Below are 22,399 nucleotides of genomic sequence, written 5' to 3'. Positions count from 1 at the left end.
TTTTCGGCCTTTATTTTTTTACACTTTTAATGATGTTTCGAAGTGGCATTAACATGTAATTGGAAAATTTCCATCCCACTACAAATGATAGTATTACAGAAAGAAAAAAGCCAATAATTAAAATTCTTTGCAGGTCTTTTAACTCGCGGAAACCAACAGGATCATTTGCAGAAACAATAACGATATATCCTCCATTCGAATTTTTAAAGAATTTACCGGCATAGAAGTGATTTTCGGTGCGGTATCGGGCTACATAACCGGCTTGTATCCGATTATAAAAACTTGCAGGTAATTCGCGGTCTACCTTATTGGTTGGTTTGCCTGCTTCAATGATATACTCTTTTTCAGATGGCAAACGCTCCAGGTATCTATTCCGCATTTTCGCATAAACCTTATTGTTGTCATCTTCGTATAGTTTAATCTGAGCGGCAATGTTAACTCTGGCCTCCAGGCGTTTATAAAAATCTTCAAAGGCGAAGTCGTTAGAGAAATACCAAACAAAACCACTTAATAGGGATATAATAATTGCCGATAAAATGGCAAAGAGTAAAGTGATTTTTTTTGCTATCTCCATTTATTTTTCTCTTAATATATAACCTAAGCCTACGGCAGTATGGATAAGCTTTTGATCGGCATTTTTATCTATTTTTTTGCGAAGATAATTAACATAAACATCAACCACATTAGTGCCAAGGTTAAAATCGATATCCCAAACGTTTTCTAAGATGTCTATTCTGGATAAAATTTTAGATTTGTTTTTGGCCATGTATTCGAGTAACCGGTATTCTGTTGCGGTAAGTACAATTTCCTGTTGGTTTCGTTTTACCGTTTTTGCACTTAAATTAATCTGGAGGTCTCCTACAGAAATAATGTGATCTTGTGAAGCCGAGCCATGATATCGCCTCAATAGCATTCTGATCCGCGCAAAAAGCTCAGCAAATTTAAAAGGCTTTATTAAGTAATCATCTGCACCATTATCAAGTCCGTTTACTACATTTTCGGTAGTACCCAAAGCCGTAAGCATAATAATGGGCGTATTTGGTTTTCGTTCTTTAATGATTTTGCAAAGTTCCAATCCATTTATTCCAGGTAGCATGATATCGAGAATAATCAGATCGAACTGATTTTCTAAAGCCATCTGTTTCCCGATTAAACCATCTGGAGAAATACTCACGGTAAATCCCTCATCAGTTAAACCTCTCGAAATTACAGATACAACGCTCGGTTCATCTTCTACTAGTAATAAATTCATTTGCTGGCAAGTAATCTAAAAAATAGGGAATTACAAAATCTTAATAGGTAGTTAGTCGATTTTTAATGTTTTTTAACGCAAAGCCGACACAATTGTTTGAATTATTGCAAATTGAAGCAGAAAGCCTCCCGAAGAGAGAGGCTATTAATGTTTTTAACCACAGAGGTAACAGAGGAAAGGCAGAGAGGACGCGAAGCTTTTCTCTAGCCGACTTCAGCTCGACACAGCGAAGCGTAATGGAAAGATCGGTTAGGATTTCTCGACTTCGTTGCACTCCGCTCGAAATGACGGTAACTTGAGCGCATTTTTGCATATAGATTGATTGCCGCTATCATGGCTTTTATGAAATAAATTATTCCTCAGAATGACTTTTAATTAACCCCTTTCTCTGACTTTTCTTTCAGGGATTTTAACCCATCTTCAAAATCTTTTCCGATCATTTTATCCATAAATAAGCCAAACCATTTATTGATTATTCCCTTGCTTTCTCCGCTCATTGTCCAGGTTACTTTATTTCCGTTTCCGGCTTTTTCTATGTCGAAACGGGTATCTGCAGTGCTTTCCATAGGCTTGATAAACTTTAATTCCATATCAACCATCTTATTTGCCTCTACCTTGTTAATTAGCATTTGTCCGGTGCCGTTTTTTTCTCCATTCCATTGATAAAGGTGACCAGGCTGAGCTGCAATTCCCGTAATTGTTATCTTAGCTTGTGGATCCATTTTTGACCAGGCATTCCACTTGTAGAATTCATTATAATCGGCAATGTTTTTATAAATAACACTGTCTGGAGCAAGAATTGTTATTGTCCGATTAACAGTGTAACTTTTTGGTAGAAAAAAACTACCCCCAATAATGATTATTGCCAAAACGACAATAATGCTAAGTAAGATTTGCAGGAATTTCATAATTGATTTAAGTTTGGTTACTTAAATTTATGAAGAAACCAGGGTAAATCAAAACAAAATTTTCTTACACGATTTTGATTTTCGACTGGGGAGAATTGATTTTAAAATGCATTAAATCAGCAATAGATTGAGATTTTTGTTTGATCAGTTCTGCATTTTCGCCCTCAAAAAGATCGTCGACCGTATGGAAGAATATGGTCTTCCAGGTTTCAAATTCTGCTGTTTGCAGGGGGCTTTTATTATTCAATGCGAAATGAACCAGCATCGGGTTGCCTTTATAAATGGCTTTGCCAAAAAGGATACTTTCCCAGAAATCATACATTTTTGGAAGGTGGTGTGACCAGTCTACTTTTGCAACCTCGGTAAATATCGGCCCTATTTTATTATTCTCCTGTACCATCCCATAAAAGGTATTGACCAGGAGGATGATATCTTCCCTGTTATGTATGTCTTTTTTCATTGTGCAATGATTTTAAATTTAAAAAACCGACAATAACCAGGGATAGAAACTTCACCATATCAATAATGATGTACACAATATGATGGTAGCTTTTGGCCGGAGCATGGCCTGTTAAAACCATCTTGGCCCTTTCATCAAGTAAAGGCAATAACCAAAATGTATCCACCATTAAAAGAATGGTAACCAGGAAAAGTAAAATGCTCTTTATGTTGTTTAAAGGGGCTGGTAGTGAGCAAGCTAAAATGACTACCAGCAATACGATCTCAATTTTATTAAGTGCCTGGAAAACCAATTGACCGATGCCTAAACCAAGTGTAACTGTGATCCCTGGAGCCTGGAATTTTAATGGAGCTTCCAAAAAACTAATTCCGGCGAGAAGTCCTGCCCAGAAAATAATGCAGAAAATTCCAATTAACTTTTTCATGGATTGCAAATATCAGTTAAAGTGACACTTCAGAAATGATTAGCGTCACAAAATGGGATTTTTTACCTGTAAAGCCGCAATTGAAGTTTATTATAATCGATAATCGCTTTGTACTGCATTAAAATATCGCCACCAATAATGCCCATAATGGGCGGGTGGCCGAACTGTTGGTAGGTGTCGCTAACCGATTGCAGGTCGAAAGCAACAGTTTCGTAGGCTTTGATTTTTAAGGTGCCGATTTTCACTTCGGGTATAGTGGCCTGGATGGTGGTTGTAGTAGTAAAAAGTGTAGCCGCATTAATCTCATCTGATACCTGAAGCGTTTCGGATAAGTGTTGTTCGATTAATGATTTATCGAACACGCTCCGCGATGCACCGGTATCCACAACAGCAAGGTGTTTTTCCTTAAAAAGAATAACTTCCATTAAAAGGTGGAAGCCGTCATCCTGTAGGTTGATCAGTTTTAAAGGGATAGAGATGGCTTTCATAGCAAATGTTTATCTCCCTAAAATAGACTAATTACCCGAAAACCATGTCAGAAGTTGGTTATTTGTTTTTGATGAGTTTTTTAACAAATTCCATTTCAGTGTCGTAACCGTTTAAATATTCTTCAATTTTGGGCTGAACTTCGTAATCTGGCATTACACCATGACCGAAGGGGATCCCATTTTGCTTTTCTTCAACAACAAACTTAATGAGCGGAATACGGCCCGTTAATTTGGAGGTGGGCAAAGTATAATGGATAAAATAGCCACTGGTGTTACCGTAATAGCCACCACCTGTTTCTTCACCTATAAAATGTGCTTTAGTGTAGTTTTTCGCCAATGCAGCAAACTCCGAACCACCCGAAAAAGATAAACCACCGATAAGGATGTATACATCCCCTTTAAAATGATTTACCTGTGGAGTATCACTTTTATATTTTCCAGGTATGTCCAGATAGCGTCCATCATTGCTACGGTAAAATTCGCCCCTCAACTCTTTCTCGAAATCATCCCGCGAATTTTTATCGTGATATTCGGTATAATCGAGAAACGAATAGGTAAAGGATGGAATTTCTGCATATTTATATTTAGGATATTCTTTATCGATCAGGTATGACATCAGGTGATCTTCCATGCCTTGTGCACCACCTTCGTTTTTCCTGATATCGACAACAAGATGCTGTATTTTGTGATCTGCAATGTTTTGGAAACCCTTCGCCAGAAATTCCTTAAAACCCTTTCTCCCGTTTTTGTAATTACTGGTCGAAAATGTATTTACCGTTAGCATTGCTGCGCTATTCAGTGTATCGATCTTTAATGTGGCAGGCTCTTTATAGCTGTAATTGGGGATAGATTTTGTTTCTTTTGATACAAATTTTCCATATTGTTTAAAACTCAATGCCGGTACCTGGTTATAGATAATCTTTTCGCTGGTTTTGGGGTTGATCAGTTCGAGATTAAATGCATTGGGCTGTTGTTCGAAAAAACGGAGGTAATATTTGGAGAAGGCTGTTTCTATCCAGTGGTATTTGCTTGTGGTATTGTAACCATCGGCTGGTTCTATGTTTAGAAACTGTTGCATGATGCTTTCAATACTATTTCTGTTGATTTTGGAAATCAGCATTCCTTTGGCTTTATAATTATCCAGATCATTCAGGATATAAACCTTTTTATCTACAATCTTTACTAAAAAAGGGAAATACCTGCCGTTTTGCCTGATGTAATTATTCGTTTCCTCAGAAGGCTGGATTGCGCTGTGGCCTTCTTTGGTATAGGTAACCACAGGAGCGACAAGCTGGTAAAAATCCAAAGCGGTCATTTTATCCCTTATCTTGCTTTTTTGCACCTTGCAGAGACTGTCGAATTGGGTATAGGTATTGTACCACAGGCCAACATGTGTTTCTATAAAAGCGTTTTTCAGGATATTAAAATCTTGCTCGAGGCCTTTGTAACTTAACTGTTTTAAGTTTTTGGGCGGACTTTGAACCAAAACCGAATAATTGCCTTCCTTTGCATTAGTTGTATCAGCTAAGGGTTTAACCGAGAGGGTGAAATTAGCCGTGCTATCGGGTGAGAAAACGATTTTTTCGCTGCCGAACCTGCCATTTGGCGAATCTACATCCTGTATGGTTTTTCCATTATGATTTTTTAAGCGGATGGTAACATCAATCCCTTTTTGTTCAACAATTATCGAATAATAAAAATCTTTCTTCAGCAGGAAGCTAAATGTGGTTTCTTCGCCCTGTTTTAAAGTTAAATCGGCTGTTACTTTGTCTACCTTAAGGGGAATCAGGTTTTTGCCAATCTGCGCATTTGCGGAAAGACCAAAAACTAAAAATACAAGGATGGCGATGCTATCTTTTTTCATTTGTGTTTGATTGTGATAGCAAAAGTAAAGCTTAAATGCCTGAAGCTGTTGTACGATATTGCAATTGCTGGTTTAAGCCCTTTTATACTCGGAAGGTGTTACACCAGTAAAGCGTTTGAAGTGCCGTGATAGGTGTGCCACATCATAAAAGCCCGTTTCGAAGGCAACATCCATCAAATCTGTTTCTTTGGTGATGAGTTTTTTACATTTTTCTATCCGCTGTAAAAGGATGTAATTGTTGGGCGTTAAACCCGTTTCGTGTTTAAATAAACGCAGGAATTTATATTTATCCAATCCAAAATGCTTAGCCGTATCCGTTAAAGAAAACTTCTCCATCAGGTTTTCGCTGATGAAACTTTGAAACAGCGCTGTTTTTTTATATTCAAAATGCAAGCTTATCGCATAACGCGCAACCAGTTTTTCTAAAACACGAAGGAGTTCCTTTTCGAGGTTAACCTCTGGATTGTTAAAATGCATGGATAAATAATAGAAAGTGTTGAAAAGGTCGTGATCGTAGATGATCTTATCCTCAAAAAAAACATTATGGCCTTTGTTTAAGCTCTTGAGTACATCGGGCGAAACGTAGAAAGTGAAGAAAGAATTGCCCAGTTTATTATCGCAGGGAGTTGCATGTACTTCGTGCGGATTGGTGATCGACAATGTACCAATTGGTGCCTGTAAAAATTTATCGTTAAGTTTCGTACAAAAAGTCTGATTTAAAATTAGTGTAATATTAAAGTTGTTATGTGTGTGAAAAGGGAAATCGATGGTGTGTTTTTTAGCATTTAGCAATTCCAGACCATCCAAAATGGGTATTTTATGGTAGGTGCTGATGTTGTGTGTATCAGCCGGTATGTTATCTACACCTTTGATATTCAATGTTTAAATTGTTTAAAATGAAGGGGTTTAAGATAGAATCGTCATCTCGACTGAAACGCAGTAGAATGGAAAGATCTATCTAGACGGATTTCTGTAGTTAGATTTCCCGGCTTCGTTGCACTCCGCTCGAAATGACGATTCAATAATTTTAAACCAGCTTCATTTCTGCCAGTACACTGTTCATATTTCTTACTGCATCGGCACTTTTGTTAAATGCGGCCTGCTCATCTTCTGTCAATTTGAAATCGATAATTTTTTCCCATCCGTTGCGGCCGATAATTACAGGTACGCCTAGGCAGATATCTTCCTGTCCGTATTCTCCTTCAAGCGAGACACAGCAGGTAAATAGTTTTTTCTCATCACGTAAAATGGCTTCAACCAGTGCTGCTCCGGCTGCTCCAGGTGCATACCATGCCGAAGTTCCGATTAAACCTGTTAAAGTAGCACCACCAACCATGGTATCAGCAGCAACTTTATCAAGCGTAACTTTATCCAATAAATTGCTTACCGGTAAACTTTGGTAAGTAGCTAAACGGGTTAGCGGAATCATGGTTGTATCACCGTGACCACCGATTACAAAACCCTGTAAATCGTTCGGGTTGCAGTTTAAAGCCTGCGATAAGTAAAATTTGAAACGTGAACTATCCAAGGTTCCACCCATACCGATAATGCGGTGTTTAGGTAAACCTAACGATTTTAAGGCGAGATAAGTCATGGTATCCATCGGATTACTGATCACGATAAAGATCGCCTCTGGAGAGAATTTTAAAATATTTTCGGCAACGCCTTTCACAATACCTGCATTAATGCCGATCAGTTCTTCGCGGGTCATTCCCGGTTTACGTGGCAAACCCGAAGTAATCACCACTACATCAGAACCAACGGTTTTGCTGTAATCGGCAGTTACTCCTGTAATTTTAGTGTCGAAGCCCAAAAGAGTTGCAGTTTGCATTATGTCGATTGCTTTACCTTCGGCAAAACCTTCTTTAATATCCAATAAAACAAGTTCGTTCGCTAATTCTTTGCGGGCAATATTATCTGCACAAGTGGCACCAACTGCGCCTGCGCCAACAACCGTTACTTTCATATATTTATATTTTTAGTGGTTTGCAATCGTTAAATATCTATCGAAGGTAGAAATAAATATAAGGTTTAAAAATGCTTTTCAAAACTTTATAATTTAATCAGGGTTTACTTAGTAAGTATTAAACAGCGTTTTTTTTGTTCTAACAAATTATGGAAAACAAGCCCATTTCTAATATCGATTATAAAGCCTTTGAGGGTAAATGGTATTCATTATATTCTATCCCGACCTTAATGGATAAACATTGGAAACAAACCACCGAGACTTATACTTTGGCGGACGACGACCATTTTGATGTGTACACCACCTACCATAAAGATGGAAAACCCGAAGAAAAATCGATCACCTCGAAACTGTTTTTTGACGAGGAAAAAGCTGATGGCGATATGAAAGCCCAGTTTTTATGGCCTTTTAAAATCGGTTACTGGATTATAGAGCTGGCTGATGATTATAGTTATGTAGTGGTTGGGCATCCCGATGAAAAATACCTCTTTATTATGGCCCGTAAACCTGAAATGGAAGCCGATTTATTGGTGCATATTATAGAAAGGTGCAGGCAGAAAGGATACGAGGTGAGTGAGTTGGTGAGTCAGGAGCACTTTTAAACAGTTTTCAGTTGGCGGTTTTCAGTTTACAGCTCTTGTCATTCTGAACACAGCGAAGAATCTCATCATTATTTTAAAAAGATTTATCAATTCGGCATGGAAAGCAGATACAGTAACGTTTGGGTTTTTGCAGTCCCGCCCCCGCTTCTGCCGATTGAAAAAATCGGCATCTCGCTACGGTCGGGTTTAGGTGGCGCCGACTGTGCTACTATCTGTTGTAAATAAACCCGATTGTAGTGAACATTCCGATCCTTCATCGGAATAAAACGGAAAGCGGGGCTGGATACCGCCATGAAAAACCGAACCACTCATTTCCAAAAAATAAGAGGATAAAAAAGGTCAAAATGATGATGAGTTCGGTACTAATACTTTGAAAAGGCCCATCTTTAATTAGATGGTTTTGTGATTTTCTTGATCTCGTCCGGCGTATATGCTTTATAAACAAAACCAAATCGCCTGGTGTTCTCTTCAACTGTTGTATCGAAACCTGCTTTCTTACGTCTTTGGTTTACGTTTTTAGCGTCTTTGATAGGGATAACATATTGGAAAAACTCCTTTTTACCTGTTTTTGAGTTAACAATCTGCAGAGAATAAACTTGTGTGCCATAAATCTGTTCCTTCCCTTCGCTGCTCAATTTTCTGTCTAACATCATTGCGGCATATTTAAAAGGCAGTTCTCCGCTTTTCCCCGCTTTTTCAATTAATGGGTAATATTTTGAAATAATATCAGGATTATGCTGTATTACATAAAATACTGCTGTATTTGCTGGCTCGCCAACAAGTGTTTTTCCTGGATAACCATACTTTGCAACAATGGCTTCAACTTTTTTAAGATGAATGGAATCCATTTCCTTCATTATCATCCATTGACTTTTTTTAAGTACCTCTTTCGAATAATTAAATAATGCTGCAATAGTGTCTTTTCTTTTTTCAGAGGTTTCGGTATCTCCAAATTCTCTAATGCCTTGATCAAGTTGTAAAATAGAATCGAGTTGCTTTTTTAATTCTATATTAATCTGCTTTTGTGCAGATGCCATTGAGATGGTTCCAAAGATGAAGATAGAAAGTAAAATGAATTTCATGGCGTATGTTGGCAATTTTGACTTATAGTATACTCCTAAAATAATAGTTTTTTGATTGATATCTTTCTTGTTAAGCAAGGTTAACTTAATTTAACAAGCTGTTAGCATATCTTCCCCATTGGTGACGTTAAATACTAGATTAATTAACCGCGCACTTAGATGCACTCAGGTGACTTGGGTGGTTAATATTATTTAGAAGAGACGGGTTCGGTGCTTTTAGGTTATGAAAGTTCCGCTATCCGCTTCAAAGCCTTGGCTCGTTCCTCACCTGCGGGTTTTACGCTGCTATCGGGTTTATTAAACAAAAGTCATTTGTTTTTAACATCCAGACTTCTCAGGGTTTTTAAAACCTGCGAGGTTTGTTGCCTGATCCTCGTTTGCAAACGTAGACTATTTTAAGTTCTGTGTACATACTTTTGCATTGCAATAACGAAATATATTTTTTCTTTTATACCACATTTTGTTGATAAAACGATGACAGCATCAACCCTCAAATTCCCTATTTTTGAAGAACCGTTATTATTCTACAACGGTTAATTCTTTGCCGCACAATATGTACTTAATTTTTGATACTGAAACCACGGGTTTGCCCCGCAATTACAATGCACCTATTACCGATACGGATAACTGGCCGCGTTGTATACAAATTGCCTGGCAATTGCACGATGAGATGGGGAGATTGGTTGAGCATCAGGATTATCTGGTTAAACCAGAGGGATTTAACATTCCGTATGATGCAGAACGGATCCACGGTATTTCGACCGAACTTGCTGCCGAGCAGGGGATTGGTTTTGACGAAATGCTGGCTAAGTTTAACGAAGTTTTAAACAAAGCCAAATTTGTTGTGGGCCAGAATGTTGGCTTCGATGTAAACATTATGGGCTGCGAATTTTACCGTTTTGGTGTAGCCAACCGCCTGGCCGAAATGCCTGTTTTGGATACCTGTACTGAAGTTACCGCACAGCTTTTACAATTGCCTGGAGGTAGGGGTGGTAAATTTAAACTGCCAACCTTAACAGAATTGCATTCTTACTTATTTGGCGTTCCTTTTAACGAAGCCCACAATGCTACTGCCGATGTGGAGGCAACCACGCGTTGTTTCCTGGAGCTGGTAAAAAGAGAGGTTTTCAAAAAAGAAGAACTGCTTGTTGATGTTGAATATTTCCCACGCTTCAGGGAAGTAAATCCTGGTACTATTGAAGGAGTTGGTTTAAAACACATCAACCTAAAAGCCGCATCTGATGAAATCCGCAAACGCCAGCAAAAAACAGAGGGCAGCGGAATTTCTAAACAAACGTTAGCAGGTAATAAACAAGAGCTTGCTGCAGCAACTTTTGTACATTTGCATAACCACACCCAGTTTTCGGTATTGCAGAGTACCATCAGTATTCCCGATCTGGTAAAAGCGGCAGCTGCACAAAAAATGCCTGCGGTAGCGATGACCGATCATGCGAATATGATGGGGGCTTTCCACTTTGTTAACCATGTTTTAAACCATAATAAAGCTGCCGAAGCTAAAAACGCAGCTGCTATTGAAGCGGGCGAGCGCCCAACTGAAGTGGTAATGACGCCTATTGTTGGGGTAGAATTTTTTGTTTGTAATAACCATTTAGACCGCACGGCAAAAGACAACGGTTACCAGATGGTACTGTTGGCGAAGAACAAAAAAGGCTATCATAATTTAGCTAAAATGTCGTCTATAGCCTATACCAAAGGTTTTTATTACGTCCCACGTATCGATAGACAGGTAATTGAACAGTACAAAGAAGATATTATTGTCCTTTCTGGAAACCTTTCAGGAGAGATTTCGAATAAAATATTGAACCTCGGCGAAAATCAGGCAGAAGAGGCTTTACTTTGGTGGAAAGCTCAGTTTGGTGATGATTTTTACGTAGAGGTAATGCGCCACAACCAGGAAGATGAAGACCGTGTAAACGAAACTTTAATTGCCCTGGCCAATAAACATGCGGTTAAACTGGTAGCCACCAATAACACCTATTACATTAATAAAAAGGATGCCAACGCGCACGATATTTTACTTTGTGTAAAAGACGGTGAAAAACAGGCTACGCCGATCGGTCGCGGTCGCGGTTACCGTTATGGATTGCCAAACCAGGAGTACTACTTCAAATCGGGCGATGAAATGAAGACGCTTTTTGCCGACCTGCCCGAGGCAATCCTGAATATTCAGGAAATTCTTGATAAAATTGAAATTTACAAACTTGCCCGCGAGGTACTCTTACCGAAATTCGATATTCCTGAAGAATTTTTGGTTGCCGAGGATGAAGCCGACGGTGGAAAACGCGGAGAGAATAAGTTTTTACGTCACCTTACTTACGAAGGAGCTAAAAAACGTTATGGTACGTTAACCCCCGAGGTTACTGAACGTTTAGACTTTGAATTACAAACCATTGAGAAAACAGGTTATCCGGGTTATTTCCTGATCGTACAGGATTTTATTGCCGAAGCCCGGCGAAGAGACGTTTCAGTAGGTCCTGGGCGTGGTTCTGCTGCCGGTTCGGTGGTTGCCTACTGCCTGTGGATTACGAATATCGATCCGATTAAGTACGATCTCCTTTTTGAGCGTTTCTTAAATCCCGATCGTGTATCCATGCCCGATATCGATATCGATTTTGATGACGAGGGCCGGGGCCGCGTAATGGAATACGTAATCAATAAATACGGTTCCAGCCAGGTGGCGCAGATTATTACCTACGGAACCATGGCGGCAAAATCTTCTATCCGGGATACGGCCCGTGTATTGGATCTGCCACTTTTCGAGGCCGATAAAATTGCCAAGCTGATCCCGAACATGAAGCTGGCCAAACTCTTTACCCTCGATGAAAAGAGTTTAAAAGATGCTTTGCGCCCCGATGAATACGAACGTGTAGTAGAGTTAAAAAACTTAGGCAGTTTAAAAGATTTAAGTGCCGAAACCATACAACAGGCACAGATTTTAGAAGGATCATTGAGGAATACAGGTATTCACGCCTGTGGGGTAATTATTACACCGAGTGATATTACCAATTTCGTTCCCGTATCCGTAGCCAAAGATTCTGATTTATACGTTACCCAGTTTGATAACTCCGTTGTAGAAAGCGCAGGTTTATTAAAAATGGACTTCCTGGGGTTAAAAACCTTAACCCTGATTAAGGATACTGTAAAACTGGTAAAGAAACGACATGGCATCGACCTTAATCCGGATAATTTCCCGATTGATGATGTAATGACTTACGAACTTTTCCAGCGTGGTGAAACCATCGGTATCTTCCAGTACGAGAGTCCGGGTATGCAGAAGTACATGAAAGAACTTAAGCCAACGGTTTTTGACGATTTAATTGCCATGAACGCCTTATACCGCCCTGGACCGATGGAGTATATCCCAAGTTTCGTGCGTCGTAAAAATGGTGAGGAAGAAATCAAATATGATTTAGATGCCTGCGAAGAATACCTGAAAGAAACTTATGGTATTACCGTTTACCAGGAACAGGTAATGCTTTTATCGCAGAAACTGGCCGGATTTACCAAAGGTGAGGCCGATGTACTGCGTAAGGCGATGGGTAAGAAACAGAAAGATGTTCTGGATAAAATGAAACCTAAATTTGTGAAGCAGGCGGCCGAAAAAGGTCATGATGCTGCAACTTTAGAAAAAATATGGAAAGATTGGGAAGCTTTTGCATCCTACGCTTTCAACAAATCGCACTCTACCTGTTATGCCTGGATTGCTTATCAAACAGCATATTTAAAGGCGCATTACCCTGCCGAATATATGGCCGCGGTACTTTCGAATAACATGAGTGATATTAAACAGGTGGCTTTCTTTATGGAAGAATGTCGCCAGATGAGTGTTACCGTATTAGGGCCTGATGTTAACGAATCTGATCTTAAATTTTCAGTAAATGCCAAAGGTGAAGTCCGTTTTGGAATGTCGGCAGTAAAAGGTGTGGGCGAAAAGGCGGTAGAAAGTATTATAGAAGAAAGACTGGCAAATGGGCCTTATAATAGTGTTTACGATTTTGCTAAGCGCTCTAATACCCGCATTGTAAATAAAAAGGCTTATGAGAGTTTTGTATACAGCGGGGCTTTCGATGCATTTGGCGGACACAGGGCACAATATTTCTATATCGGGCCGAATGATAAAATGAATGGCATTGAAAAGATTATTAAATATGCCAACGACTTCCAAAATAACGAAAGCACTTCTCAGGCTTCATTGTTCGGTGGATCAAAAGCCGATCTGATTTTAGAACCTAGTTTGCCTGTTTCTCCGGAGTGGGCTTTAATGGACAGACTGAAGTATGAAAAAGATGCCATCGGGATTTTCCTTTCCGGTCATCCACTGGATAACTATAAACTCGAACTCGATAAATTCTGCACCCATGGTGTGAGGCAACTCAGTATTATTAACAAGGTACGCATGGGCGATAGTAATGAAGAGGTTCTGGCAGAGTTCGAAAAACTTAAAAACCGCGAGCTTTGCGTAGGTGGCTTAGTGGTAGCGGCATCGCAACGCATTACCAAAACCGGTAAACCATTCGGAACTTTTGTTTTCGAAGATTATGAAGACGCCAGCGAAATGGCCTTGTTTGGTGAAGATTTTCTAAAATTTAAATCGTTTTTAACCGAAGGATATTTCCTGCAGATCAGAGGAAGGGTAGGTGAACGTTTTGGAAAAGCAGGCGATTGGGAGTTTAAAATTACCTCAATCAACCTGATGTCTGAACTACGGGATAAATTAGCGAAGAGTTTAACTATTCAGGTGCCTATTGAGCGGGTTAACGATCAATTAATGCGAGAAATTGAGGCGATATTAGCAGACAATAAGGCAAACTCCGAACAGCAGAACTGTCAACTTAACTTCGCTGTTTTTGATAGCGAAAAGCAGATTATGCTCGATTTACCTTCTAAAAATTTAAAAATAAACCCCAACAATAAGTTCTTAGAACAATTGATGGGAATGAATGTTGTAAATTACAAGCTTAATTAAGGCGGAAGGCGGGAAGGTTTAAGGCGAAAGGCTTAAGCATCTAAAACCTTCAACCCTTTACCTTTATACCCTATACCTCAAAATAATGTCAAATTGACATTACAGATGTTATGGCATTACAATTGAATACATATATTTGAACATAAAAAAAATAATTATGGCATTAGAAATCACAGATGCAAACTTCGAGGAGCTTGTATTAAAATCAGATAAACCCGTATTAGTAGATTTTTGGGCAGAATGGTGTGGCCCTTGTCGCATGGTTGGTCCAGTTGTAGAAGAAATCGCAAAAGAGTATGATGGTAAAGCGGTAGTTGGAAAAGTAAACGTTGATAACAATCCTCAAATCTCGATGCAGTTTGGTATCCGTAACATCCCTGCTTTATTATACTTTAAAGATGGCCAGGTGGTAGACAAACAAGTTGGTGCTGTTCCTAAATCAGTATTAGCAGAAAAATTGAACAAGCAATTGGCTTAGTTTAAGCTTAAAGCAAAAAGATCAAAGCCTAAAGGCTTGTAACATATTTAAAACCCAGGTTCATTTGATGGATTTGGGTTTTTTATTGCAAACATAATTTTGTTTCTTTAATAAAAAACTAACAATCATGTCTATTCACTTATTTAACAATAAAACTTTAGGGATTTTAGTGGCAGGTTTTGCACTAAACTGTGCAAATATTGCCTGTGTTTCGGCTCAAAACCCTGTTGAGACCAATGAACCTTCAGCTGATTATAAACCTGCCTTTGCCGGGCAGACCAGAATTGCAGGCATAAAAACCAAAACCCCTCTGGATATTACGGTCATCAATGAAAAATTAGAAAATCCATGGGCAATTTCAGTACTTCCCAATGGTGGTTTTCTGATCACACAAAAGCAGGGCACCATGGTGATCCTTACCCCTGATGGAAAACTAAGTAAAAAAATTACCGGTTTACCAAAGGTTGATCCATCCGGTCAGGGTGGTTTACTGGATGTAACCTTAGATCCCAACTTTGCAAAAAACAGAATGATTTATTGGGCTTATTCGGAGCCACAGGATAAAGGCGTTTTATTGGCCATTGCTAAGGGTAAACTGGCTGCAAACGAAACTTCGATAGAAAACCAGACCATTATTTACCGTGCTACACCTGCTTATACGGGTAAACTTCAGTATGGATCTAGAATTGTTTTTGATAAAAACGGAAACTTATTTGTAAGTACAGGCGAACGTTCAGGTAACGATATCAGGATACAGGCACAATATTTAAATTCTTCATTAGGTAAAATTTTGCACCTTACCCCAGAGGGAAAAGCGGTTGCAAATGGTCCATTTGCTGGTCAAGCGGATGCCCGACCTGAAATTTATGCTTATGGACTCCGTAACCCGGATGGTTTAGCCATTAATCCGTCAACAGGCGATTTATGGGAGGCAGAGTTTGGACCAAAAGGTGGTGATGAAGTAAATATCATTAAGCCGGGTAAAAATTATGGCTGGCCAATCATTACCTACGGAACAGAATACAGCGGTAAAAAGGTTGGAGATGGTATTCAGCAAAAAGAAGGAATGGAACAACCGGTTTATTACTGGAATCCAAGTATTTCACCTGGTTGTATTGCGTTTTACAACAGTAACAGCATAGCCGAGTGGAAAGGCAATTTATTTGTAGGCGGTTTGGGCGGTTCGCACATTATTCGTTTGGTAATTAAGGACAATAAAATTGTTGGCGAAGAGCGCTTGCTGGAAGGTAAGGGTGAGCGTTTCCGCGATATGGCAGAAGGTAAAGACGGAGCACTTTATTCGGTAACTGATAACGGACATTTGTATAGGATTGCGAAGAAATAATATTTGATAAAACTGTTTGGTGAGCCACCAAGCAAGGAATCGAAAATAAATTGAAAATATTTTCCGATAATACCCCGCAGGTTTAACTTGCGGGGTATTATTTTATAAGTTCTGTCCAAACCCTGCAGGTTTTTAAAATTTACAAGGTTTGGATATTATGGCATTTTAATTGCTGTAAAATTATTATTCCCTATTATTTTATTGTGATTTAATAATTAGTTGTCAAAACATTAATAAGATAATTATGGAATATTCTTTAAAGGAAAAAAGGAATGCAGGTATTTTATTTACTTTTTATGATCCTTTTAAATCATTTCAGAGTTTTAACTCATGTTCATACTCCAGCTCTTCAATAACGTTAATTATTGATACTATTCATAAAAATTATGTAGTAGAAAAAAATTTGCAAAAGGTGGGGTGGATATAGATTATTATCATCTCGATTCGGGAATAATTTGGGATAGAAGAAGAGTGATAAAGTTTAACAAAAAGACAAACTCTTTGCTATTAATTGTTGAAAATGGATTACCCAGACATTTAAGGCCAACTTGGGATGATACAACAAATAAAAGAATTTTAACTTTAGATAGAAGATTGCAAAATCCTGCAAGAGAATTTATCAATACAGTTGAAGAGGAGCTTGGGATACAATTGAGGATTGTACAAGCTTTAAGAACGATTGCTGAACAAAATGCGTTATATAATCAGGGGAGAACAACTCCAGGTAATATTGTTACCAAGGCAAAGGGTGGTTCAAGTTATCATAATTATGCTTTAGCTATGGATGTGGTAATTGTGAAAGAAGGGCAGGCAATTTGGAGTATTTTGCCAAGAGAAGTCGTTCAATTTGGAGAACAACTCGGATTTGAATGGGGAGGGAATTGGAAGGGGTTTAAAGATTATCCACACTTTCAGATGACTTTTGGGAAAAGTATTAAAGATTTAAAAAATGGAAAATAGCATGAAGAGACTTCTAATATTGTTAATTGTTGTTATTTGCAGCAGCAATAATACTTTTGCAGTTGATAACAATCCAGTTAATGATGCTATAGATAGCGTGGCTATAATAAAGAAAATCAAATCTGATTTTGCCTCGATCAACAAAAAACTGAAGTTTTATAAAAAGAAAAAAAGAGATGCTTTCGGAATGTCGGCGGAAGGTGGTGAGGTAACTGGCTATTATAGTAAAGGCGCACTTAAAAAGATACATTGTGTTTTTTATGGCGAAACCGGAAAGGCCGAATCTGATTATTATTTCAACAACAGTGGTTTGTTCTTTTTATATAAGAAAGAAGTATTTTACAATAAGCCGATTTCTTTAAAAGGGTTTAAAATTAAAAGTAGCATAGAAACCCGTTATTATTTGTTTGGAGATAAGGTGATTAAAACTATAGTAAAGCCCAATACTTTAGTATTATCATACGTTGAAATAAAAGCTGGGCTTGAGCAAATTATGGATATTTTAAATGAAAAATAGGTTTTAGACCTCGCAGGTTTCATAAACCTGCGAGGTCTTTTTTATCATTTTAAAGCGGTAGGTTTTGCGTTAGGGATTGTAAGGGTCCAGTACCGATCTTTCATCGGTACCGGAGCGAAGCGCAGCCCTGCAAAGCCTGCCCCTTGCGTAGCTTGGGGAACGCCCTAATCAGTTTACAGTTTTAAATTTTAAGTTTTCAGTTGGCTACTGTGTTGCGTTTGAAACTTTGGAAGTGTTGGCCAGTTTTTCATTTTTTTAATAAATCTTTTACTAGCTTTACGATATGCAGGTTGTAAACTACGAGAATGAAACAAGCTATGGTAATTTAGAATTGCTGGCCCGGCAAGTGGTAGAAGGTTTTATTACGGGCTTGCATAAAAGTCCGTTTCATGGCTTTTCCGTTGAGTTTGCAGAGCACCGCCAATACAATAATGGCGATAACGTTAAAAATATCGACTGGAAATTATATGCTAAAACCGATAAACTTTACAGCAAACGTTTCGAAGAAGAAACCAACCTACGTTGCCAGTTTGTAATCGATGTTTCCTCATCGATGTATTTCCCGGAGCCGAAAAATAACAAACTGATTTTCTCGATACAGGCTGTGGCATCTTTAATGTACCTGCTAAAAAAACAGCGCGATGCTTTCGGATTAAGTCTATTTACCGATGAGATATTGTTAAATTCTCCGGCAAAATCGACTACGGTGCATCAGAAATATTTATTTACCCAACTGGAAGAACTGCTGCAGAAACCAAAGGTAAATGCACAGACTAATTTAAGCGAGGCACTGCACCAGGTGGCAGAACTAATCCACAAACGCTCATTGGTAATTGTCTTCAGTGATCTCTTCAATACGCAGACCAATGCCGATAAAACCGATCAGTTTTTTGATGCTTTACAGCACTTGAAATTTAACAAACATGAAGTAGTGGTTTTTAATGTGGTTGATAAAATAAAAGAGGTAGATTTTAATTTTGAAAACCGCCCATATCAGTTTATTGATATGGAAACCGGCGAAACTATTAAAGTACATACCAATCAGGTAAAGGAAAATTATACTGCAGCTGTTTCCGGTTACCGCCAGCAGATTGCTTTAAAATGTGCCCAATATAAAATCGACTTAATTGATGCCGATATGAATGAAGGATTTTATCCTGTTCTCCAGTCATATTTAATTAAAAGGCAAAAATTAGGCTAAGCTTTTGTTTCAAAACAAAAACAACAGTACGGGTACACTGTTAATTAATAAACGATTTAATTTAAACTCGATAATATGTTAGAAAAAGGCGCTACAGCACCAGATTTCGAATTGAATGCTACTCCTGATCAGAAAATAAAACTTAAAGATTTTAAAGGCAAAAATGTTATCCTGGCTTTTTATCCTGCGGATTGGAGTCCGGTTTGCAGCGACCAAATGGCACTTTATAACGAAATGCTAAAATATTTTAACAAGTATGATGCACAGATTTTTGGTGTCTCTGTAGACAGTGTTTGGTGCCACCTTGCTTTTGAAGAAAACAGAAAACTACATTTCCCGTTACTGGCTGATTTTGAACCAAAAGGTGCGGTCTCTAAAGCTTATGGTGTATATGATGATGAAGTTGGCGAAAGTAAACGGGCACTGTTTGTGATTGATAAAGACGGAAAAATTGCCTGGAGTTATTTATCACCTGTAGCCGTTAACCCTGGTGCTGATGGGATTTTGGATGCATTGGAAGAATTAAGCAAAAAATAAAAGCGATGAGCACATTAAAACCCGAAGTAAACGATCAGGATCATATTCAAGGTAATGATTCGGCAAGTATTACCATTGTGGAGTTTGGCGATTATCAGTGTCCATACTGTGGAGATGCTTATCCCATCATGAAAGAAATTGAAGAAACTTTTGGTCATCAGATCAGATTTGTTTTCCGCCATTTTCCTTTGGCCAATGCGCACGAATATGCTTTTCCGGCAGCCATTGCGGCTGAAGCAGCGGCATTGCAAGGCAAATTTTGGGATATGCACGATGCACTTTACGAAAACCAGTATCGTTTAAATGGCGAGCTGTTCGACGAACTGGCCGAAACCATTGGGTTGGATTTAGAACAGTTTCAGAAAGATAGTGCTTCAGAAAAGATCAAAACTATTATAGAAGACAATTTTGACAGCGGTATGCGCAGTGGCGTAAATGGAACACCATCATTTTATGTAAACGGAACCAAATTTGATGGCGGAGCTGCTGATTTGTATCAAATGCTTAAGGAAAGTACGGAGTGATTTTAGAGAAGTCAAGTTTTAAAAACTTGATTTCTCTTTTTTATATTCGTGGCTAAACATTTAGCCATCATTATATTTATTGTTGATACCGTTTCGGGTTTCGGGATCTTTTCTGCTAGATAGACCCTGAAATAAATTACCTGCGGTGAGCTCGCTTAGGGCTCGGTTTAATGTCTCTTCCGCTATACTACAGGTCAGGGTGATGAATATTATTAAAAATATCTATAGGAAACCTTTAAAATATTTCACTAATTCGAACTGAGGTTATTGGCTAATTTATAAAAAAAACCTCATGTATTTTGCAATACATGAGGTATCAGATAAGGGTAACCGGAAAACTAAAAAACTAATTATGAGTTTTTAGAATTTAACAAAATTGAAATCGCTTCGTGTTTTGTTATTTCAAAGGTGCACTTCATTTATGAAGTTTTAGTGAAGAAACTTCATGCAGCTATTATAAACTTTACTTATGTTACAAATTGTTGGTATAAAGTCTTTGTAAGGTCAGATTGGTTCTTTTCTGCTTCTAGGCTAAAACAATATACCAGCTTCTTCTATTTAGTAGCTATATAAAATCCATCATTAAAAAATACTTTCATGGGTAAAAATGTTGCAGAACAACTGGTTGAAATGCTGGTTGAGGTTGGTGTAAAAAGAGTTTATGCCGTTACCGGAGACAGTTTAAATTATTTTAACGATGCTGTAAGAAGAAATGGCAAAATAAAGTGGATCCACGTACGTAATGAAGAGGCTGGTGCATTTGCAGCAGCAGCCGAAGCCGAACTTGACGGGATTGCCTGTTGTGCGGGTAGCTGTGGTCCGGGCCACGTGCATTTGATTAACGGCCTTTACGATGCACATCGATCACATGTTCCCGTAATTGCCATAGCCTCCACCATACCAACAGGGGAATTTGGAATGGACTTTTTTCAGGAAACGAATACCATAAAATTATTTGATGATTGTAGTTATTATAACCAGGTAGCTACCACTGCGGAGCAGGTACCAAGAATGTTTCAAACAGCTGTTCAGCATGCCATTCATAAAAAAGGTGTTGCCGTATTCGGTTTGCCTGGTGATGTAGCGCAAATGGATGCAGTGGAGAGCGTAACATCTATGCAATTGTTCAACAATAAACCGGTGGTCCGGCCATCAGATCTGGAATTAAATGAACTGTCAACTTTACTGAATGGTGAAAAGAAAATTATGCTTTATTGTGGGATAGGCGCTGCCGATGCACATGATGAAGTGGTAGAATTAGCAGGTAAATTAAAAGCGCCGGTAGGGTTTTCATTCAGAGGGAAAATGGGGATACAATACAATAATCCTTATGAAGTGGGTATGACAGGACTTTTAGGACAGCCATCTGGCTATCACGCCATGCACGAGGCCGATGTAGTGCTTCTACTGGGAACTGATTTTCCTTATGTAAATTTCATGCCTGTAAAGAACAAAATTGTGCAAATTGATGAAAAACCTGAGCGTTTGGGCAGGAGGGCTAAACTTACCATAGGTTTATGTGGAAACATCGGCGATTCGATTAAAGCATTATTACCACTTCTCTCCGAAAAGAAAGATGATAGCTTCTTAAAATCTCAATTAGAGTTTTATCAGAAAGTGAAAGAACAGCAACAGGTTTATGTTAAAGATCAGGGTGAGGAAAATAAAATCCAACCTGAATTTGTAGCTGAAACCATAAATCGTTTAGCAGCCGATGATGCTATTTTTACGGTAGATACCGGGATGTGCTGTGTTTGGGGAGCACGTTTTATCGATGGAACAGGTAAACGTAAAATGCTTGGATCTTTTAATCATGGTTCTATGGCCAATGCTATGCCGATGGCCATTGGTGCAGCCTTGGCGCATCCACAGCAGCAGGTAATTGCGCTTTGTGGTGATGGCGGCTTATCAATGCTTTTGGGTGATCTGGCAACCATTAAACAGTATAACCTGCCGATAAAATTGATTGTTTTTAACAACAGGGCCCTGGGAATGGTAAAGTTGGAAATGGAAGTGGATGGCTTACCCGATAATGAAACCGATATGATTAACCCTGATTTTGCGTTGGTTGCACAGGCCATGGGCTTTAAAGGAATAACTGTAGCCAGGCCTGAAGAGGTGGAAACTGCGATTAGTCATGCGTTAAACGAGGAAGGACCTGTGTTGTTAAATATCATGACCAATCCCAATGCCTTGGCAATGCCACCAAAAATAGAATGGGCACAAATAAAAGGTATGACAGAATCGATGGCAAAATTAATGCTGGGTGGTAAAATGAGTGAAGTTCTGGATACGATAAAATCGAATTATAAACATTTGGGAGAAGTATTGTAGTTGAGAAAAGTTTCATCATTCCCAACTTGATTGGGAATCTTAATGCATGTTAATGTTTCATAAGCATTAAGATTCCCGCCTGCGCCTATCGTGTGGACACATCTTTTTTAAGAATGGTTTGGGCATTTTGCTAACCAACTTTAATAAAGAACGAATTTTAGCCAAGGACGCTGTCAATCCCAGGAGCAGGGGAAATCAAAAAAACAGTAGCAGTCCGGATAAACTTGCACTAACAAACCTGAAACGCAGTGGTTTTGTGTTCATGACGATGGATTTAATTTTTTAAAAAGAGATTGAACACAAAACGAAGTGCCACTGTTTTTTTGATGCGTATGGGATTGTGCAAAAGGCTCATTGCTGGATTGACGAAGCGCTTTGGGTACTTTGGCGCTCCAAAGTACCATGCCACCGCGGCATAGAGCGGAAGAAAATATCGTAATTAATTGTGTCCACACGATATGCCTGCGCGG

General features: G+C 38.7%; 20 protein-coding genes. 10 read left to right on the top strand and 10 right to left on the bottom strand.

Features of this window, described 5'->3' with window-relative positions; genetic code table 11:
• Nucleotides 1-10: 10 nt before the first annotated feature.
• The 9 genes from ACQ86H_RS20945 to ACQ86H_RS20905 form a co-directional block, all read right to left on the bottom strand.
• A complete protein-coding gene (locus ACQ86H_RS20945) occupies nucleotides 11-574 on the bottom strand; it encodes a hypothetical protein (RefSeq protein WP_431292368.1) in 564 nt (187 codons plus the stop codon).
• Nucleotides 575-1,252, bottom strand: coding sequence for a response regulator transcription factor (locus ACQ86H_RS20940; RefSeq protein WP_138820652.1), 678 nt, complete (start codon nucleotides 1,250-1,252; stop codon nucleotides 575-577).
• Between the two features lie 371 nt (nucleotides 1,253-1,623).
• Nucleotides 1,624-2,160 (bottom strand): SRPBCC family protein, encoded by a 537-nt coding sequence (locus ACQ86H_RS20935; RefSeq protein ID WP_138820653.1) that lies wholly within the window; start codon nucleotides 2,158-2,160, stop codon nucleotides 1,624-1,626.
• 64 nt (nucleotides 2,161-2,224) lie between these two features.
• Nucleotides 2,225-2,620, bottom strand: coding sequence for a group III truncated hemoglobin (locus ACQ86H_RS20930; protein ID WP_138820654.1), 396 nt, complete (start codon nucleotides 2,618-2,620; stop codon nucleotides 2,225-2,227).
• Nucleotides 2,601-3,044: a hypothetical protein gene (locus ACQ86H_RS20925; protein ID WP_138820655.1), complete on the bottom strand. Its 444-nt coding sequence runs from the start codon at nucleotides 3,042-3,044 to the stop codon at nucleotides 2,601-2,603. Before ACQ86H_RS20925 ends, ACQ86H_RS20930 begins: the two co-directional genes overlap by 20 nt.
• A gap of 62 nt (nucleotides 3,045-3,106) precedes the next feature.
• Nucleotides 3,107-3,532, bottom strand: a complete 426-nt coding sequence (locus ACQ86H_RS20920) for an aspartyl protease family protein (protein WP_138820656.1) — start codon at nucleotides 3,530-3,532, stop codon at nucleotides 3,107-3,109.
• A gap of 58 nt (nucleotides 3,533-3,590) precedes the next feature.
• Nucleotides 3,591-5,396 carry a S41 family peptidase gene (locus ACQ86H_RS20915; protein WP_138820657.1) on the bottom strand — a complete coding sequence of 602 codons (1,806 nt, stop codon included), beginning with the start codon at nucleotides 5,394-5,396 and terminating at the stop codon, nucleotides 3,591-3,593.
• 72 nt (nucleotides 5,397-5,468) lie between these two features.
• On the bottom strand, nucleotides 5,469-6,275 hold the full coding sequence (locus ACQ86H_RS20910) for an AraC family transcriptional regulator (protein ID WP_210419446.1): 807 nt from the start codon (nucleotides 6,273-6,275) through the stop codon (nucleotides 5,469-5,471).
• A gap of 148 nt (nucleotides 6,276-6,423) precedes the next feature.
• Nucleotides 6,424-7,362, bottom strand: coding sequence for a malate dehydrogenase (locus ACQ86H_RS20905; RefSeq protein ID WP_431292367.1), 939 nt, complete (start codon nucleotides 7,360-7,362; stop codon nucleotides 6,424-6,426).
• 149 nt (nucleotides 7,363-7,511) lie between these two features.
• Between ACQ86H_RS20905 and ACQ86H_RS20900 the strand changes: the two genes are divergently transcribed.
• A complete protein-coding gene (locus ACQ86H_RS20900; RefSeq protein ID WP_138820659.1) occupies nucleotides 7,512-7,964 on the top strand; it encodes a lipocalin family protein in 453 nt (150 codons plus the stop codon).
• 386 nt (nucleotides 7,965-8,350) lie between these two features.
• On the opposite strand, the gene ACQ86H_RS20895 is transcribed toward ACQ86H_RS20900, so the two are convergent.
• Nucleotides 8,351-9,046, bottom strand: a complete 696-nt coding sequence (locus tag ACQ86H_RS20895) for a DUF6624 domain-containing protein (protein WP_431292366.1) — start codon at nucleotides 9,044-9,046, stop codon at nucleotides 8,351-8,353.
• Nucleotides 9,047-9,599: 553 nt separating this feature from the next.
• Between ACQ86H_RS20895 and dnaE the strand changes: the two genes are divergently transcribed.
• From dnaE to ACQ86H_RS20850, 9 genes are all read left to right on the top strand, one after another.
• A complete protein-coding gene (dnaE, locus tag ACQ86H_RS20890) occupies nucleotides 9,600-14,033 on the top strand; it encodes a DNA polymerase III subunit alpha (RefSeq protein ID WP_431295437.1) in 4,434 nt (1,477 codons plus the stop codon).
• Nucleotides 14,034-14,190: 157 nt separating this feature from the next.
• Nucleotides 14,191-14,511: a thioredoxin gene (trxA, locus tag ACQ86H_RS20885; RefSeq protein WP_029275428.1), complete on the top strand. Its 321-nt coding sequence runs from the start codon at nucleotides 14,191-14,193 to the stop codon at nucleotides 14,509-14,511.
• Between the two features lie 127 nt (nucleotides 14,512-14,638).
• A complete protein-coding gene (locus tag ACQ86H_RS20880) occupies nucleotides 14,639-15,856 on the top strand; it encodes a PQQ-dependent sugar dehydrogenase (RefSeq protein ID WP_431292365.1) in 1,218 nt (405 codons plus the stop codon).
• A 417-nt stretch (nucleotides 15,857-16,273) separates the two neighbouring features.
• Nucleotides 16,274-16,816 carry a M15 family metallopeptidase gene (locus ACQ86H_RS20875; protein WP_431292364.1) on the top strand — a complete coding sequence of 181 codons (543 nt, stop codon included), beginning with the start codon at nucleotides 16,274-16,276 and terminating at the stop codon, nucleotides 16,814-16,816.
• Between the two features lies 1 nt (nucleotide 16,817).
• Complete coding sequence (locus ACQ86H_RS20870) at nucleotides 16,818-17,333, top strand: hypothetical protein (protein WP_431292363.1); 516 nt, start codon at nucleotides 16,818-16,820, stop codon at nucleotides 17,331-17,333.
• Between the two features lie 283 nt (nucleotides 17,334-17,616).
• A complete protein-coding gene (locus ACQ86H_RS20865; RefSeq protein WP_431292362.1) occupies nucleotides 17,617-18,534 on the top strand; it encodes a DUF58 domain-containing protein in 918 nt (305 codons plus the stop codon).
• Nucleotides 18,535-18,609: 75 nt separating this feature from the next.
• Nucleotides 18,610-19,071 carry a redoxin domain-containing protein gene (locus ACQ86H_RS20860; protein ID WP_138820667.1) on the top strand — a complete coding sequence of 154 codons (462 nt, stop codon included), beginning with the start codon at nucleotides 18,610-18,612 and terminating at the stop codon, nucleotides 19,069-19,071.
• A 5-nt stretch (nucleotides 19,072-19,076) separates the two neighbouring features.
• Entirely contained in the window at nucleotides 19,077-19,595 is a 519-nt protein-coding gene (locus ACQ86H_RS20855) for a DsbA family protein (protein WP_138820668.1), read from the top strand.
• A gap of 597 nt (nucleotides 19,596-20,192) precedes the next feature.
• On the top strand, nucleotides 20,193-21,929 hold the full coding sequence (locus ACQ86H_RS20850) for a thiamine pyrophosphate-dependent enzyme (protein ID WP_431292361.1): 1,737 nt from the start codon (nucleotides 20,193-20,195) through the stop codon (nucleotides 21,927-21,929).
• The last annotated feature ends 470 nt before the right edge of the window (nucleotides 21,930-22,399 follow it).

It is taken from the genome of Pedobacter sp. P26, from assembly GCF_050632135.1.
Lineage (GTDB): Bacteria > Bacteroidota > Bacteroidia > Sphingobacteriales > Sphingobacteriaceae > Pedobacter.
The sequence above is the reverse complement of the archived record's forward strand: the minus strand, read 5'-3'. Positions and strand labels throughout refer to the sequence as shown.